The sequence below is a fragment of the Hyalangium versicolor genome (assembly GCF_020103695.1).
Classification (GTDB): domain Bacteria; phylum Myxococcota; class Myxococcia; order Myxococcales; family Myxococcaceae; genus Hyalangium; species Hyalangium versicolor.
Genome location: NZ_JAHXBF010000042.1, coordinates 1 through 15,063 on the forward strand (window position 1 = coordinate 1; position 15,063 = coordinate 15,063).

The window sequence follows — 15,063 nt, forward strand, 5'->3', positions numbered from 1 at the left end:
GGAGCGATCCGCTCCCAGAGCGCATCCGGTACGAGGTCCTGAGCCATGAGGCTCAGGTGCTCATGGCCAGGTTCTCCGGCTACCCTCCCTTTCAAACCTTACTTTTGTTAGGCGCTCTTAGTGCCTATCTCACCTGGTACGCATGGAAGCTGGCTTCGGCTAACGAGCACGCCTGCCGGTACAGGCGCGAGCCTTCGAACCAGGCGTTGCGGCGGGAGTCAACTCCCGCCGCCCCTCCCCCCTCTTATCGTGGCTGCGTCAGACGACTCGCCTGCTTCGTCCCGCCAACCCCACCAACAAGAGCACCAGCATCGCGCCGATCACCGAGAAGATGAGCCCCGTCGGGTGCAGATCCCACCGGCGACCGTCGGTGTAGAACAGCGAGGCGATGAAGCCGCCCACGAACGAGCCGGCAACACCCAGCAACGTGGTGGCGATCAGACCCATGGACTGGTTGCCCGGCATCAACGCGCGCGCAATCAACCCCGCCAGAAGACCAATCACCAGGAACGCGATGATACTCATTGACTGCCTCCTTGAATGGAGAGCACCGCGGCTTGCGGCGCCATTGCGCAGGAAGGTGAGGCGTCCCCTTCCCGGGGACAACTTGACAACACCCCCTTGCATCGCGAGCGCTCCCTCGCCCGCTCGCTCTCCGAGAGGTTGGCTGCCCCTGCCTCCCCCACAGTCGTCGAAATGTCGGGGAAACGTCAGAGGGAACGGCTAGAGAACCCTACCCATGGCGAAGGCGAAGACCCACTACACCTGCCAGGCTTGCGGCTACCAGACCGCCAAGTGGCTCGGGAAATGTCCCGACTGCGGCGCCTGGAGCTCCCTCCTCGAGGAGACCGCCCCCAAGGTCGATGACAAGCGCCCCGCATGGGGTGCCTCCGGTGGCGCCTCCAAGCCCGTCCTCCTCAAGGACGTCAGCGGTGAGGCCGAGGTCCGCCGCCGCACCGGCATCGCTGAGTTCGATCGCGTGCTCGGCGGCGGTGTCGTCGATGGCTCGCTCGTGCTGCTCGGTGGAGACCCCGGCATCGGCAAGTCCACCCTCCTGCTCGCCGCGCTCGACCGCCTGTCACGGCACGGGCCTGTCCTCTATGTCTCCGGCGAGGAGAGTCTCCGTCAGACCAAGATGCGCGCCGAGCGCCTCCGCGTCGAGAGTCAGGCCCTTCACCTCTTCGCTGAGACAGACGCCGACCGCGTCCTCGCCGCCGCCGAGGCCCTCAAGCACTCCGCCCTCGTCGTCGACTCCATCCAGACGATGTATCTGCCCGAGCTCGGCAACGCTCCCGGCAGCATCACCCAGGTGCGCGAAGTCGCCGGCCGCCTCATGGCCTTCGCCAAACGCTCCGGCGTTCCCACCTTCATCGTCGGCCACGTCACCAAGGAGGGCTCCATCGCCGGCCCTCGCGTACTCGAACACATGGTCGACACCGTCCTCTACTTCGAGGGCGAACGTGGCCACCCCTTCCGCATCCTCCGCGCCCACAAGAACCGCTTCGGCTCCACCAATGAGATCGGTGTATTCGAGATGAAGGGGCTCGGCCTCGTCGAGGTGGCGGACCCCTCCGCCCTCTTCCTCGCCGAGCGTCCCGTCGGCAAGTCCGGCAGCGTCGTCACCTCCACCCTCAACGGCACCCGCCCCCTTCTCGTGGAAGTGCAGGCGCTGGTGGCTCCCACCGGCTACGGCACCGCTCGCCGTACCGCCATCGGTGTGGATGGCAACCGCGTCGCCCTGCTCGCCGCCGTCCTCGAGAAGAAGGAGGACATCCCCCTCGTGGGCTGTGACTTGTTCGTCAACGTGGCTGGCGGCATGCAGCTCTCCGAGCCCGCGTGTGATCTCGCCGTCTGCGCCGCGCTCGTCTCCAGCCTGCAGAACCGCCCCATGGATCCGCACACGCTCGTGCTGGGCGAAGTGGGCCTCGCCGGTGAAGTGCGCGCCGTGGGTCAGGTGGAGCCCCGCCTCGCCGAGGCCGCGAAAATGGGCTTCCAGCGCGTCGTCCTCCCCAGTGGCAGCGCTCGCCGCATGGAGGAGACCAAGCTCAAGGTCGTCGGCGTCGAGACCCTCAGCGAAGCCCTGGCCGCCATGTTCGACTGACTGGCGCACTCACACCTACATGACGACTCGGGGGCTCACACTGGCCTAGCGGGCCCCCGTTCTCCCCGGAGTCTGCTGTCTCCGAACCGGTGACTGTTGTCTCCAGGCACTGAGGGCCCGGCGCAGCCTCAGCCCCTCCGCTCGAGAGGGATTCCGGCCCCAGAGGCCTCCCCCTGCCGTGGCATGCCCGTCGCAGTAGGCGGGGGTGCTGCCCGCAGGCCCCGGAGTCCCCGCCGTGCCCTACCCGTCCTCCCTCTCCCGTCAAAAGCCCTCGCGCGCCCAGCGGGGCCAGGCCACCGTCGAGGCCGCCCTCACCCTCCCCCTGCTCATCTTCCTCTTCCTGGGCACCCTCCAACTCTTCCTCTTGCTCCAGGCCCAGGCCCTCACCGGCTACGCCACCTTCCGCGCCGTGCGCTCCGGCAGCGTCAAATATGGCGACTGCGAGGCGATGACTCATGCCGCCATCGCCGCGCTCCTGCCCTCCTTCGCCCGCACGGATTCCCCCGTGGCGCTCGGCTCCGCGTTCCGCCTCCACCGCGAGAACCTCTACGCCCCCGCGGCCGACAGCGGCCACTCCGGCAACATCGTCTGGATCCACCGCGAGCGCCCCCTCGCCTCGGAGATCCGCGAGGACGAGGAGCGCAGCTTCGATGATCCCGCCCGCTACTCCAGCTCCGCCGACGTCACCCGGCTCGAGGCGCGGCTCGTCTTCTGGTACCCGATGCGCATCCCCTTCGCCAACTGGGTGCTGAGCAGCATGTTCCTCGCCCAGCTCGGCCTGCGCGACTTCGTCGGCGTGGATCCCCTCCAGCCCGTCCACGAGACGCACTGGCGCGCCGGCCAGCCCGTCTCCCTCGACGCCGCCATCCGCCAGGAGATGCTCGCACGCGCCGATCGCCGCGAGTACGCCTTCCCCCTCCAGGCCACCTACGCCATGCGGATGATGACTCCGCCGCGGCCCCGCTTCTTCGCCACGCAGAACTGCCCCCTCACTCCCTCCCCGGCGCCATGAGCTCCCCCTCTCCTCGCGGACAGTCCCTGCTCCTCCTCTGCCTGGCACTGCTGTTCCTCGTGCTCATGGTCTGCCTCACGCTCTCCTTCTCCATGAAGATGCGCGACAAGATGGAGACGCAGAACGTCGCGGACCTGGCCGCCTACAGCGGCGCGGTGGCCACCGCCCGCACGTTCAACAGCGTGGCCCTCACCCGCCGCGCCCAGACGGGCCACCTGGTCGCCATCACCTCGGTGATGAGCCTCATCAGCTGGACGAGCATGGTCCGCGCGGACCTCAACTCCGCCCGCATGGCCGCCAACGGCTGCCCCGCCGCCGCCGACGCCCTGGCCGCCCTGGACGAGCAGAACGCCGCCATCGAAGAGCGCTGGCACGAGTTGGATGCCCGCGCCGGCGTCCAGGCCTACAACATCCAGATCCTCGGCAACTACCTGGCCTATATGCAGGGGAAGATGCTCGAAGACTTGAAGGAGTCCGTCTCCGGCGGCCCCAAGTCCTTCGCCGCACGCATGTCCAAGATGGCCAGCGAGAAAGGCCGCTTCCCCAACGAGCTCCATGCCGGCCCCACCCCCGTGTCCGTGGGCGAGCTGGTGCACGCCACCTCCGGCGGCAATGACCACGCCATGGACATGGCCATGGCCTCCCGCGGGTACGGCTTCATCACCCGCCGCCAGGTGAACGCCGACCTCACCGCCCCCGGTGGAATCCTCGGAGCGCTCGGCGCGGCCGGGGGCCGCATGCGCGTGGTGGATGGCGGCGGCAGCGCCTACTGGGGCTCCAACCTGGGCCACGGCGGCCGCGCGGACTCCACCTGGTTCACCTGGGCCGAGGACCACGCCACCCTCGAGGTGACCTTCCCCGGCTGCGCCCCCTTCCGCGTCCACGCCACCGCCGGCGTGAAGGCCACCGACAAGGAGGACACCTCCGATGACCACTGGTGGACCTCCGCCAGCTCCAAGCTCGGCCAGGCCGACAACGGCATGGAGAAGCAGTACCGCCACACCCTCATGTCCTGCTGGCCTCGCGAGTTCTGCCCCAACACCTTCATCGGCGGCATGACGTACAACACCGCCGACCAGCAGGACGAAAACCTCTGGGCCCAGCCGAAAACCTATGCCCTCGTGCAACGCGACTACCGCGCGCGAGGCCGCAAGAGCCAGCCTTGGGAGCTCCTCTTCCAGCTGCGCTTCACCTCCACCTCCCCCGGCACCTTCGACAGCCACGGCTGGAACACCGCCAGCGGCATGGACATCAGCGTCCAGCAGGCTCTGGGCACCGGCCTCGCCTACTACCACCGCCCCGGACACTGGAACGAAGCCCCCAACCTCTGGAACCCCTACTGGCGCGCCACCCTCGTCTCCGCAGATGTCGACGCCTCCGGAGACTTGCGGCGGGGCGGCACGGACATTGCCGACACGGTGGGTGGGCCCGCCGCGGAAGCCCTCCGGCAGCTCGTCCTCGCTGGCTACAAGGGAGTCCTGTGATGAACGCCCACCGTCATGTCTCGCGCGGCCAGGCCCTCGTGGAACTCGCCGTGGGCCTGCTCATCTTCACCATCGTGGCCATCTACGGCATCCACTTCGCCGAGGTCGGCTACCTCTCGCTCAAGGTGCCCGAGGCCGCCGTCGCTCCGCTCTGGGACAGCACCGCGCTGCGCGTGCACCGCATGGAGCCCCGCGAGGACCAGATTGGCGACTTCAGCCCCTTCGCCAGCATCGCCCCCGATGTGGAGGCCAACGCCCGCGCCCGCTACGCCGACTTCGATGGGCGCAGTTCCTCCGTGGGCAACCGCTCCGAAATCACCCAGGTCTTCACCCGCATGGACGGCCTGCAGTTGGACTGCCAGCGCGATGACCGCGTGGCGTTCGATGTTCCGCGGAGCCTTCGCCCCATCCTGATGGAGCCCGTGGACGGAGACTTTGGCGCCGCCGAGCCCAACCCGGATCTCGGCCAGGCGACGGACAGCCCGCTCGATGGCATCTACGAGAACGTGGGCGGCATCAGTTGCTCGGCCCAGGCCAATCTCCAGGGACTGCCCACCCTGCCCGGACTGCTGCTCGATCATGCGCGCTCGCTCGGCCAGGGATTGAAGGCCGAGCCCCATGAGCAGATGAAGGCCTGCGCCACGGGACAGGCCGTGGGCGGCGTCTGCTCCGGCCGCTATGGCATCCTCCTGGGAGACTTTGGCTTCTCCGATGCGGACGCCAGCGACCATTGTCCACTGCAGGCCGAGCGTCCCAATGAGCCGTGCCGCGCCAACCCGACCTTCTATTACGCGGCCATGAAGGTCTTCGACAACAACCGGCGCTCCGCTGGCCGCGCCGCCTCGGAGTTCGCCGAGGCCTTCGCCGGCTACAGCCCCGTCGACGAGAGCGGCTTCTTCATGAGCTACCGCGGCGAGGAGGACGACTACATCGAGCGGGACACGCCTCGCGGTGAGGCGCTGGACGAGATCGACCGGCCCCGCAACACTGGTGGCCCGGACCACAAGCCCAGCCCGGTGCGCCGCAATTCCAACCTGTGCTTCCTGGGCGTGAGGGACTGCTGAGCCCTGGCGCCGCGAGCGCTCCGCTCAGGTGAGCATCTTCCCGAGAGCGGACGCTCCTCTCCCCAGGATCCCCACAATTCCGCAGGCTTGCGCGGATGACGGCCGTCCCCTCCCTGGTGACGACCGTTGTCCCTCTGTTGCGGGCCTCCCGCCGGTGACAGCCGTCACCGTGTGGGCATTCTCCCTTCACCTCTGGCACGCCATCAGCGCGTGACGCAATCGGATGAAAACGTTACGATTTTGCCGAGACGCGTAGCGGTTCGGGGGAATGGCAAAGGGGCTGCACTACCGCCGTGCATCCCCCATCGCAGCAAAGTGAGCCCCCATGAAGCTGAACAAGGCCGCCTCCCCCCAGGCAGTCCTCCCGAAGCAGACCTCCCCGAGCGCTCCCGCCAAGGCGTCCAACGCCTCCGCGAAGAACCCTCTCACCGCGCAACGGAAGGACGCCTTCTCCACCCAGGGCAGATCCTCTCCGGTCGACCTCTCGGGCAAGCCCCAGACCCTGGCCCACGCCGGGCCGACCTTCAAGCTGAGCCAGTTGGCCACCGCGGGCAAGGCGGACACCGCGGGCAAGGCGAACGCCGCGGGCAAGACGAGCGAGGTGCAGAAGCCCCAAGGAATCACAGGCAAGGAACGCGCCGAGCAGGACGTGAACGTCCAGACGGTGGCCAAGGACCGCACCAACATCGAGGAGACCCAGACCGCCCTGAAGAAGGAAGTCACCCAGAGCGCCGATGACATCCTCGCCATGGCCGAGGGCAAGAAGTCCGTGCCCGAGGGCGCCAAGGTGAAGAAGATCTCCGACACCGAGGCGGAGCTCGTCCGTGTGGACAAGGACGGCAACACCGTGGAGCGCACGGTGGCAAAGCGTGGCAAGGACGGCTACGCCAGCCTGGACACCACGAAGCACCAGGACGGAGTCACCACGCGCGACCATACCGAGTCGCTCGAGGATGGCAGCACGCGCGTGCGCCACGCCCAGTGGCAGGGCGAGGTGAAGGAAGTCACCCAGCCTCCCAGCTTCGAGGACATCGAGCACTCCCGAGACCCGAAGTACTCCATGACGGACAACCGGGTGGGCCAGCTGGACGACCAGGGCCACTGGGTGAAGGAGGGCGGCAAGTTCTCGGTGGACGAGTACTCCCAGAGCGAAGGCGCCGTGAAGCTCTCCACGACGCAGTACACCACGCAGCGGGGAGAGGAAGGCCTCGACGAGAAGCTCGGCGGTCCCTTCAAGGATGACCAGGACATCGACCGCGCCACCACCCACTCCTACTTCATGCCCGCCCCGGTGGACGGCAAGCAGGAGCCCGGCGAGTACCGCCGCACCGAGCGCTTCTCCCAGGGAGACGTCCAGGCCACCTCCTTCGTCGACGGCAAGTTGGACGCGGATCAGGAGCACTTCACCGCGCTCGTCACGACGGGGGCTCCCGGCAACCTCCCCCCCGAGAAGCACGTGGACTACAAGGAGGTGGCAGGCACCCAGCCTCACTCACGTGAGGACATCGTCAAGGTCCGCGACGCGCACAACGACTTCTGGGGTGGAGACTTCGACGCCAACGACAACCAGAGCTCGGGCACCATGCCCAAGCGCTGGCTGGTGGAGGTGAAGAAGAGCCCAGAGAGCTACCGCTCGCAGACGTTCGTGGAGGGTGCGCCCAATGCCACCCTCACCACCGAGCGCACCCTCAAGCCCGACAACACCATCGAGGAGCGCTACGAGGGCAAGACGTTCTCCCAGGACGGCAAGAACCTGGTGGACGTGAAGGGCTCCACCCAGAGCCAGTACGGTGATGATGGCAAGCTCAAGAGCCTCCACAGCGACGTGCTCGCGCCGGACGGCACCATCCAGCAGAACAGCTACTCCCGCGAGCCGGACGGCAAGGAGGGCCAGTTCAAGGAGCATTACGAGAGCAAGACCTTCGAGCCGGACAAGGCGGACCCCACCACGACGTCGAAGATGGACCGCTACACCGAGGTCACCCCGGATGGCGCGGAGAAGGAACTGCGCCTGAACAACGAAGTGAGCGGCCCGGCTGGGACGGCGACGTACTCGGTGGATGACAAGGGCGAGAGCTACAAGTTCAAGAACGCCCAGGGCGAGGAGTTCGACGTCGACGACCCGACGACGCTCGGGACTCCGGAAGAGCAGGACCTGGCCGCGGCGTCCGCGATCATGGCCACGAATGCGGTGAAGGGCACCCTCCAGGGCACTCAGGGCATCGCCGGAGGGCTGCTCGAGCACATGGGCAAGGCGCTGAATGTGACAGACAAGGCCCGCCTCAAGCTCGCCAACGAGGGCGGAGTCGGAGGCCTCGCCGCCGCCTTCGGCGTGGCGAGCGCCGGCATCTCGCTGTCCCAGGCCATCCAGGAGAAGGATGCGGCCGCCCAGCTCAGCGCGGGGCTCCAGTTGGCGGGCTCGGGGCTCGAGCTGGGCAGCGCAGCGAGCGCCGGGTTCAAGGCCCTGGCGTCCACCTCCAAGTTCCTCGGGGCCGGTGGAGGCGTGCTGGGCGGACTCGGGACCGTCGCGGCGGGCCTCGGCACCCTCAGCCAGGGCCAGGAGTTCGGCCTGCCGGGGAAGGTCGCGCAGGGCGCCGTCGACATCACCGCCGGAGTGCTGGGCATTGGCGCGGCCCTCGCGGGCACACCGATCGTGGGTGCGCTGATCGGGGCCGGTGGGTTCTTCGTCAACACCATCATCGAGCTGGCCACCGACAGCCCCCATCAGATTGGCGACCTGCAGATCGATGAGGACCAGGTGAATTTCACGGACACGCCAAAGCCTGCCACCCCCGAGGATGTACAGAAGCAGGAAGAGTTGGAGCAGGAGACGGAGGACCGCAAGAGGCAGAGCCTCTACTACACGGGATTCTGAAAACCGTTCGGGACACCGGCGGTCAGAGTTGTGGGAAAATCCCCCTTCCCGCAACTCCTCCGGCCAGCCCCGGCGTGCAACCCACGCTGGGGCTGGCCCGGAGCGTTTCACCTGCCCCGCAGCGCAGGAGCCCCTGTCGGGCGCGACCACTCCGAACTGGGCTCCCGAGTGCGGCGCTCGGCGAGCTTCGCGCCGCCAGACGCCGGAGGGTCACGTCAGCGAGAGCTGACCGAGGCGCTGGCGGCCGATTCCGAGAGTCGCCAGAGCTGATGAAGCTCATCGAGCGGCTCTCGGAAAACGACTCCTCCCACGTGCGCGGCAAGTTGATGAACGCGTTCCCCTTCAACTGCCCGGACCACCTGCGCCCCCTGTGGGAGCGGGTCGCGGCGACGGATGTAGATGAAGAGGTCCGCGACTTCGCGCGCCAGGCACTGAACTCCTACTGAACTTGCGGGCCGACCGTTAGCTGAGTATATACTCAGCCAACCATGGCGAGGCCCAAGAGTGATGACCGGCGTGCAGCGCTGCTCAATGCGGCGACGAAGGTCTTCGCCGAGCGGGGCCTGGCCGCTCCGACCGCGCTCATCTCCTCCGAGGCCAAGGTCTCCGAAGGCTCGTTCTTCACTTACTTCAAGACCAAGGACGAGCTCATCAACGCGCTCTATCGGGACATCCGCCTCCAGGTGGCCGACGCGGTGATGCCTGGCTTCCCCCGCCGAGCGGGAATCCGCGAACGGCTGGAGCACATCTGGTCGCGCTATGTGATGTGGGGCGTGGAAAACCCCCTCACGCGTCAGGCGCTGAGGCTGGTGTCCATGTCCCATGTCATCACCCCGGAGACCCGTGCCGAGGGAGCCGTCATCTTCGCCGAGGTCGACCGCATCGAGCTCGACGCGCGCGAGCAGAAGCGGCTCCAGCTGCCTCAGCACATGGCTGCCCACGCGCTCAAGGCACTCGCCGAGATGACAATGGACTTGATCTCACAACGACCCCAGGAAGCCGACCAGCTCCGCGCGCTCGGCTTCCAGATGCTGTGGGGCGCCCTGAGCAGCAAACCGTAGTGGTTCGTGCCCCATAAATGAGTGAGTACGCGGTCAATCAAGATTCCGGAAGGCAGGCACACCCATGAAGCTCCTCCTCACCGGCGCGACCGGCTTCGTTGGCGGCGAGGTGTTACGACAGGCGCTCGAGGATCCCGAGATCGAGCGCGTCACCGTGCTCGTCCGGAAGTCCGTCGGCCTGAACCACCCGAAGCTGCACGAGATCGTGCTGAAGAGCTTTCTGGACTACTCGCCTGCCGCCGACCAAGTGAACGCCGACGCCTGCATCTGGTGCCTGGGGGTCTCGCAGACCGAAGTGTCGAGAGAGCAGTACATCGAGATCACCTACGGCTACGCGATGGCCGCGCTGGGAGCGATGCTCCGAGCCAACCCGAACCTGCGCTTCTGTTTTCTCAGCGGACGCGGAGCGGACCCGGAGGAGCAGGCGTCGACGCTCTACAAGCAGATCAAAGGCCGCACCGAGCGCGAACTCTCCAAGCTGAGCCCGAACGTCTTCCACTTCCGCCCGGCGTTCATCAAGCCCGCCTACCCCGGGCAGAAGAGACCACTCGCTCCGACGGTGTTCCTGCCACTTGCGTGGGTGATCGACAAATTCACAGATGACTTCAGCGTGGGTGCCGCGACTCTCTCGCGTGCACTGATCGACGTGGCGAAGCGCGGCGCCTCGGAGAAGCTCTTGCGCAACCGCGAGCTGCGGAACTGGCCAGCTCCCGGCACCTCACCTTGAGCAGCAGCCCCTCGGGGCGACCCTGAACCGAGCTGGTATGACAGCTCTACCAGTTGGCTCAGACCGCGCCCGGGGGGTCACGAAGGCGCGGGCATCAGCAGGCCCTTCGCGGCCTCCACGGCGGCATGCGTCCCCGCCAGCGCGAGCACATCCCCTGGCTTGAGCACTTCCCAGGCCGTGGGGATGGAGAGGTCTCCTCCCTCGCGGTGGATGGCCAGCACGGTGGCTCCCGTCAGCCCTCGAAGGTTCAGGTCCGCCAGCGTCTTCCCCACCGCAGGACTCGCCTCCTCCAACCGGACCGGCGTCGGCGTGCCGAGACCGGGCAACAGTTGATGGGTCTTCTCCAAGGTGCCGTGCTCAGTGCCAGAAACCTTCGCGTGGGACTGGGCGGCCAGAGCCTCGACGATGACCTGGGCCCCAGCTCGGACGTGCCCCTGCAGATTCGTAGCGCTGCGCCAGAACGCGACGCCCAGCGCCACCAGCAGCGTCAACACGATGAGCGGACCCGCGATGCCTCCAAGGAACGGCTGCGTGATGGCCACCACCGGCACGCCGACGAGCAGGAGGATGATCACCTGCAGCGTGACGAGCAAAACCCGCCGAGGCGCCGCCGCCAGGTCCGTCGTCCCCGCCGCCCGAACAGGCAGAGCCGCCGCCGCCAACTCTCCCGCAAGCCGCCTGGCCACTCGAATGATTCCCACCAGGAACGGCAAGGCGAGGACCACGGCGCCTCCGATGATGAGCTTCTCCGCCAACCCTCGGCTCAGCCCCATCTGCTCCTCCAGCAGCACCGAGATCTTCCGGAGCGACAGTGAGGAGCCGATCACCACCCCCACGAGCAGCGCCGCATCCACCACCAACAGGCCCACCAACCGCCGGACACTGGCACCTCGCGTCTGGCGGGGGGGGGCTTCCCGGAGCTGCTCGAGCCAACTGCCGTACAGCGCCACGAAGGTCTGCAGCGGCTTCGGCAGCTTCCGGTCCACGAACGAGGCCACCGTCCCCGAGGAACGGATGAGCATGGGCGTGGTCAGCGTGGTGATGGCCGAGACCGCCACCGCGACCGGGTAGAGGAACTCCCCCGTCGCATTCAGCGTGAGCCCCAGGCTGGCGATGATGAACGAGAACTCGCCGATCTGCGCCAGGCTCATCCCCGCCTGCACGGAGGTGCGCGTGCCGTTGCCCGTGAGGAAGGCGCCCAACGAGACGCTGAAGATCTTCCCGACGATCACCACCCCCGTCAGCACGACGATGGCCACCCAGTGCTTCGAAATGAGCGCCGGGTCGATCAGCATCCCCACCGAGACGAAGAAGACGGCCGCGAACATGTCTCGCACCGGCTGCACCAGGTGCTCCACTTCCTTCTCCACACCAGACTCCGCCACCAGCGAGCCGGCCAGGAAGGCCCCCAGCGCCACCGAGTAGCCGAACGCCTGCGCCAGCAGCGCCACCGCGAAGCACAGGCCCACGCTCGCCACGAGCGTCGTCTCCGGACGGTTGAGCCGCACCACCGCTCGCATCACCCGAGGGACGACCAGCAACCCCACCACCACCAGCCCCACCAGGAACGCCCCGAGCCGGCCGATGGTCAGCGCCAGGCCTCCCGCCGACAGACCGCTGCCCGTGGAGATGGCCGTGAGCATCGCCATGAGCAGGATGGCGATCAGGTCCTCGACGATGAGCACGCCGACCACCAGCTCGCGCAGCCGGCCCTTGATGCCCTGCTCGTCGAATGCCTTGGCGATGATGGTGGTGCTGGAGATGGCGATGAGCGCTCCGGTGAAGATGCTCTCGCGCGTCGTCCAGCCAAAGGCCCGGCCCACCACGAAGCCGAGCCATATCATGAGGCTGCACTGGATGATGGCCGTGAGCCCCGCCGTGGGGCCCACCGCGAACAGCTTCCTCAGGCTGAACTCCAGCCCCAGGGAGAACATGAGCAGAATGACGCCCAGCTCCGAGAGCGTGTGGACGACGCTCGCGTCCGCCACGAGCGGAATGGGCAGGTAGGGGCCGACGATGAGGCCGGCGAGGATGTAGCCGAGCACCACCGGCTGGCGCAGGCGCTGGAACAGCACCGTCGTCACCGCGGCGACGCACAGAACCACCGCGATGGCCTTCAAGAGCGCGTGAGGGTCGTGCATGGAGTTCTCCTCGAAACGTAGGAATGGGTGAAAGCCGGGCCCATGCCTCGCGCCGGTCGCTCCACCCGGGCAAGGCACCAGAACCCTTGCGTCAGAGCGACCGCGCCTCGGGCGGGCCGCCGGGATGGATCAGAGACAGGACTCGAAAACGATCGCCGCGAGGCAAACGAGCACACAAGCGAGAATCGCTCCGCCCATGCGCCCCCATAGAATGCGGTTGGCTCCGGAGAGGACTGGCAGTTGCTCCTCGGGGACATCGGGGCGGGTAGGTGGAGACGTCGAGACGACGGGCTCGGAGACTTCGAACGCAGCAGTGGACTTCTTCACGTGAAAAGACCTTCGCGCCAGCTGTAGGCGTGCTGAGAGTTCTCGGGAGGGGCCGGCCAGACCTGTGCCCAGCCCGGCCGCGTGCGCGCGGACCTCGGGTGGACGCCAGGGTGGGAGACCCGACAGGGAGCGCGCCGCCCAGGAGGGCATGCGCGTCAGGGGTACATCAGGCCCGAGAGGGAGGTCCGCGTAACGGCCGTGTCACGATCAGAGGGCGATCCGCCGAGTGGCTCGCGGATCCAGGTTCCGAGGCGTCCCGCATCCGGTGCGAGAACGCCGTGATGATGGCGTCCTGCCGTTCGCGGATGAGGCGAATCGCGGACTGTGTGTGCGGTTGGAACTTCGCCCGCGCCCGCGCCGCCAGCACCTGCTGAGGCAGAGACGTCGTCGACGAGGCTCCCGCGATGGCGTCCTGCTCGTTCAGCACCACCCGCCGGGGCTGCATGCACCCATCCGGCGCAGGAGCAGCCACCGAGCGCTCCACCCCCTGGGCGAGCTGGGTGCACTGGCTGTGTCCCTGCTCACGGACGGCCTGGGTGGCAACGGACTCCGAGGAGAGTCCGGCCACCACCACCGCCAGAGCGAGCGTCAGGACGGCTCCCCCCACGGCAAGCACGGACCGGAGCGTTCTCCGCTCACGGATCGGCTGTGCTGTGAGGACTTCAGCGCGCATGAAATTCAGGTACTACGCAGAGGGTCTTCCAGTAAAGCCCCCCCAACGCGGAGTGATTCCGCGCGGTGCTTTATCGCCCTACTCGTCCTCGCGCTGGCCAAACATCAGCCGCAGGAAGGGCAAATCCTCCGAGCGGGAGAAGACGTACACGTGATCCCCCGCCTGGAGCATGGTGTCTCCCTTGGGGGCGAGCAGCTCCAAGCCCCGGACGATGAGCATCGCGGCGGACTCTGGCGGAAAGGGAAGCTCGGAGATACGCGCCCCCACCGTGGCCGACGCCGCGTCGATGTAGAAGGCGCTCAGCTCCCCGTTGAGCAACTGCGTGGAGGCGATCTCCAGCACCGCGGGCGGCGGCTCTGGAACGTTGGCCGCCAGCCCCAGCTTGCGCGTCACCCACGGCACCGTGGCTCCCGGGATGAGGCCGTTCACCACCACGATGAAGAAGACGACGTTGAAGAGCGCGTGGGCTCCCGGCGCCTGGGCCAACACCGGGTATGTGGCGAGGATGATGGGCACCGCGCCTCGCAGCCCCACCCAGCCCGTGTAGAGAATCTCCCCCGCTGGGAAGCGGAAGGGCAGCAGGCAGAGCAGCACCGCGAGCGGACGGGCGACGAAGGCCAGGAAGAGGCTCAGCCCCAGCCCCACCCCCGCCACGGCGATGAGCTGACTGGGGAAGACGAGCAGCCCCAACACCAGGAACATGGCCACCTGCGACAGCCACGCCAGCGCGTCGTGCACTCGCAGCAGGCCGGTGCGGTAACGCAGCGTTTCGTTCCCCATCAGCACGCCCACCGCGTACACCGCCAGGAAGCCACTGCCGTCGAAGATCGTGGGCACCCCGAACGCCAGGAAGGCCAGCGCCAGAGTCATCACCGGGTACAGCCCCGCGGCCTGCAACCGCAGGCGCTTGAGGAGCTGCTTCCCGATCCAGCCGATCCCCAGACCCAGGCCTCCGCCCACGACCATCTGCAGGAGCGCGTCCAGCAACAACCGCCAGGACAGTTCCTCCCCGGTCGCCAGGTTGTGCGTGAGGGCCACCGTGAGGATGACGGCCATCGGATCATTGAGCCCGGACTCCAGCTCGAGCGTCGTGCCCACGCGCCGCTTGAGGTGCAGCCCGCTGCCGCGCAGCACGGAGAACACCGCCGCCGCGTCCGTGGACGAGACGATGGCCCCCAGCAGCAGGGCCTCGGACCACGTGAAGTGAAACAGCAGGTGGGCGGCGAGTCCCATGAAGCCCGCCGTGGCCACCACTCCCAGTGTGGCCAGCAACGAGGCCGGACGGATGGCCGCGCGCACCGCCGCCAGGGGTGTGTTCAACCCTCCATCGAAGAGGATGAGGACGAGCGCCACCGTGCCCAGGCGAAAGGCCGCACCGTAGTTGCTGAACTCGATACCTCCGGGCCCGTCCGTACCGGCCGCCATGCCGATGCCCAGGAAGAGCAGCGCCACCGGTAGCCCGAAGCGCGAAGCACGGCTGAGCAGGACGCTGAGCGCCATCAGCACGCCCGCGACCATGAGCAGGAAAGCGGTAGGCAGCGGCTCCATCGGGTCTCAGCGGTGAGCGGGCTTGAGGACGGGCATGCAGACGAGAAGCC

The 15,063-nt window shown here is 67.6% G+C and carries 12 protein-coding genes; 8 read left to right on the forward strand and 4 right to left on the reverse strand.

Going from position 1 to position 15,063, the window contains the following annotated elements; translation table 11 throughout:
* Positions 1-258: 258 nt before the first annotated feature.
* Positions 259-525 carry a GlsB/YeaQ/YmgE family stress response membrane protein gene (locus tag KY501_RS48490; RefSeq protein WP_224372203.1) on the reverse strand — a complete coding sequence of 89 codons (267 nt, stop codon included), beginning with the start codon at positions 523-525 and terminating at the stop codon, positions 259-261.
* A gap of 214 nt (positions 526-739) precedes the next feature.
* Here KY501_RS48490 and radA point away from each other — a divergent pair, with 214 nt between their 5' ends.
* From radA to KY501_RS48530, 8 genes are all read left to right on the forward strand, one after another.
* Positions 740-2,101 (forward strand): DNA repair protein RadA, encoded by a 1,362-nt coding sequence (gene radA / locus KY501_RS48495; RefSeq protein WP_224372205.1) that lies wholly within the window; start codon positions 740-742, stop codon positions 2,099-2,101.
* Positions 2,102-2,336: 235 nt separating this feature from the next.
* Positions 2,337-3,113, forward strand: coding sequence for a TadE/TadG family type IV pilus assembly protein (locus KY501_RS48500; protein WP_224372207.1), 777 nt, complete (start codon positions 2,337-2,339; stop codon positions 3,111-3,113).
* Positions 3,110-4,597 carry a pilus assembly protein TadG-related protein gene (locus tag KY501_RS48505; protein WP_224372209.1) on the forward strand — a complete coding sequence of 496 codons (1,488 nt, stop codon included), beginning with the start codon at positions 3,110-3,112 and terminating at the stop codon, positions 4,595-4,597. Before KY501_RS48500 ends, KY501_RS48505 begins: the two co-directional genes overlap by 4 nt.
* Positions 4,597-5,661, forward strand: a complete 1,065-nt coding sequence (locus KY501_RS48510; protein WP_224372211.1) for a pilus assembly protein — start codon at positions 4,597-4,599, stop codon at positions 5,659-5,661. Before KY501_RS48505 ends, KY501_RS48510 begins: the two co-directional genes overlap by 1 nt.
* 325 nt (positions 5,662-5,986) lie before the next feature.
* Complete coding sequence (locus KY501_RS48515) at positions 5,987-8,536, forward strand: hypothetical protein (RefSeq protein WP_224372213.1); 2,550 nt, start codon at positions 5,987-5,989, stop codon at positions 8,534-8,536.
* A 269-nt stretch (positions 8,537-8,805) separates the two neighbouring features.
* Positions 8,806-8,982: a hypothetical protein gene (locus tag KY501_RS48520; protein WP_224372215.1), complete on the forward strand. Its 177-nt coding sequence runs from the start codon at positions 8,806-8,808 to the stop codon at positions 8,980-8,982.
* Positions 8,983-9,024: 42 nt separating this feature from the next.
* Entirely contained in the window at positions 9,025-9,597 is a 573-nt protein-coding gene (locus tag KY501_RS48525; protein ID WP_224372217.1) for a TetR/AcrR family transcriptional regulator, read from the forward strand.
* A 64-nt stretch (positions 9,598-9,661) separates the two neighbouring features.
* Positions 9,662-10,324, forward strand: coding sequence for an NAD-dependent epimerase/dehydratase family protein (locus KY501_RS48530; RefSeq protein WP_224372218.1), 663 nt, complete (start codon positions 9,662-9,664; stop codon positions 10,322-10,324).
* Between the two features lie 77 nt (positions 10,325-10,401).
* Here the strand turns inward: KY501_RS48530 and KY501_RS48535 are convergent, their stop codons facing one another.
* The 3 genes from KY501_RS48535 to KY501_RS48545 all read right to left on the reverse strand — a co-directional run bounded on the left by KY501_RS48535 (position 10,402) and on the right by KY501_RS48545 (position 15,013).
* Complete coding sequence (locus KY501_RS48535) at positions 10,402-12,465, reverse strand: monovalent cation:proton antiporter family protein (protein WP_224372220.1); 2,064 nt, start codon at positions 12,463-12,465, stop codon at positions 10,402-10,404.
* A gap of 493 nt (positions 12,466-12,958) precedes the next feature.
* Positions 12,959-13,408, reverse strand: coding sequence for a hypothetical protein (locus KY501_RS48540; RefSeq protein ID WP_224372223.1), 450 nt, complete (start codon positions 13,406-13,408; stop codon positions 12,959-12,961).
* A gap of 135 nt (positions 13,409-13,543) precedes the next feature.
* Complete coding sequence (locus KY501_RS48545) at positions 13,544-15,013, reverse strand: potassium/proton antiporter (RefSeq protein WP_224372225.1); 1,470 nt, start codon at positions 15,011-15,013, stop codon at positions 13,544-13,546.
* Positions 15,014-15,063: the final 50 nt, after the last annotated feature.

What these genes read in the sequence shown, in the direction of transcription:
- KY501_RS48545 (WP_224372225.1), bottom strand. Translation starts at nt 15,013, where the DNA reads ATGGAGCCGCTGCCTACCGCTTTCCTGCTCATGGTCGCGGGCGTGCTG.
- KY501_RS48490 (WP_224372203.1), bottom strand. Translation starts at nt 525, where the DNA reads ATGAGTATCATCGCGTTCCTGGTGATTGGTCTTCTGGCGGGGTTGATT.
- KY501_RS48520 (WP_224372215.1), top strand. Translation starts at nt 8,806, where the DNA reads ATGAAGCTCATCGAGCGGCTCTCGGAAAACGACTCCTCCCACGTGCGC.
- KY501_RS48505 (WP_224372209.1), top strand. Translation starts at nt 3,110, where the DNA reads ATGAGCTCCCCCTCTCCTCGCGGACAGTCCCTGCTCCTCCTCTGCCTG.
- KY501_RS48510 (WP_224372211.1), top strand. Translation starts at nt 4,597, where the DNA reads ATGAACGCCCACCGTCATGTCTCGCGCGGCCAGGCCCTCGTGGAACTC.
- KY501_RS48525 (WP_224372217.1), top strand. Translation starts at nt 9,025, where the DNA reads ATGGCGAGGCCCAAGAGTGATGACCGGCGTGCAGCGCTGCTCAATGCG.
- KY501_RS48530 (WP_224372218.1), top strand. Translation starts at nt 9,662, where the DNA reads ATGAAGCTCCTCCTCACCGGCGCGACCGGCTTCGTTGGCGGCGAGGTG.
- KY501_RS48515 (WP_224372213.1), top strand. Translation starts at nt 5,987, where the DNA reads ATGAAGCTGAACAAGGCCGCCTCCCCCCAGGCAGTCCTCCCGAAGCAG.
- KY501_RS48535 (WP_224372220.1), bottom strand. Translation starts at nt 12,465, where the DNA reads ATGCACGACCCTCACGCGCTCTTGAAGGCCATCGCGGTGGTTCTGTGC.
- radA (WP_224372205.1), top strand. Translation starts at nt 740, where the DNA reads ATGGCGAAGGCGAAGACCCACTACACCTGCCAGGCTTGCGGCTACCAG.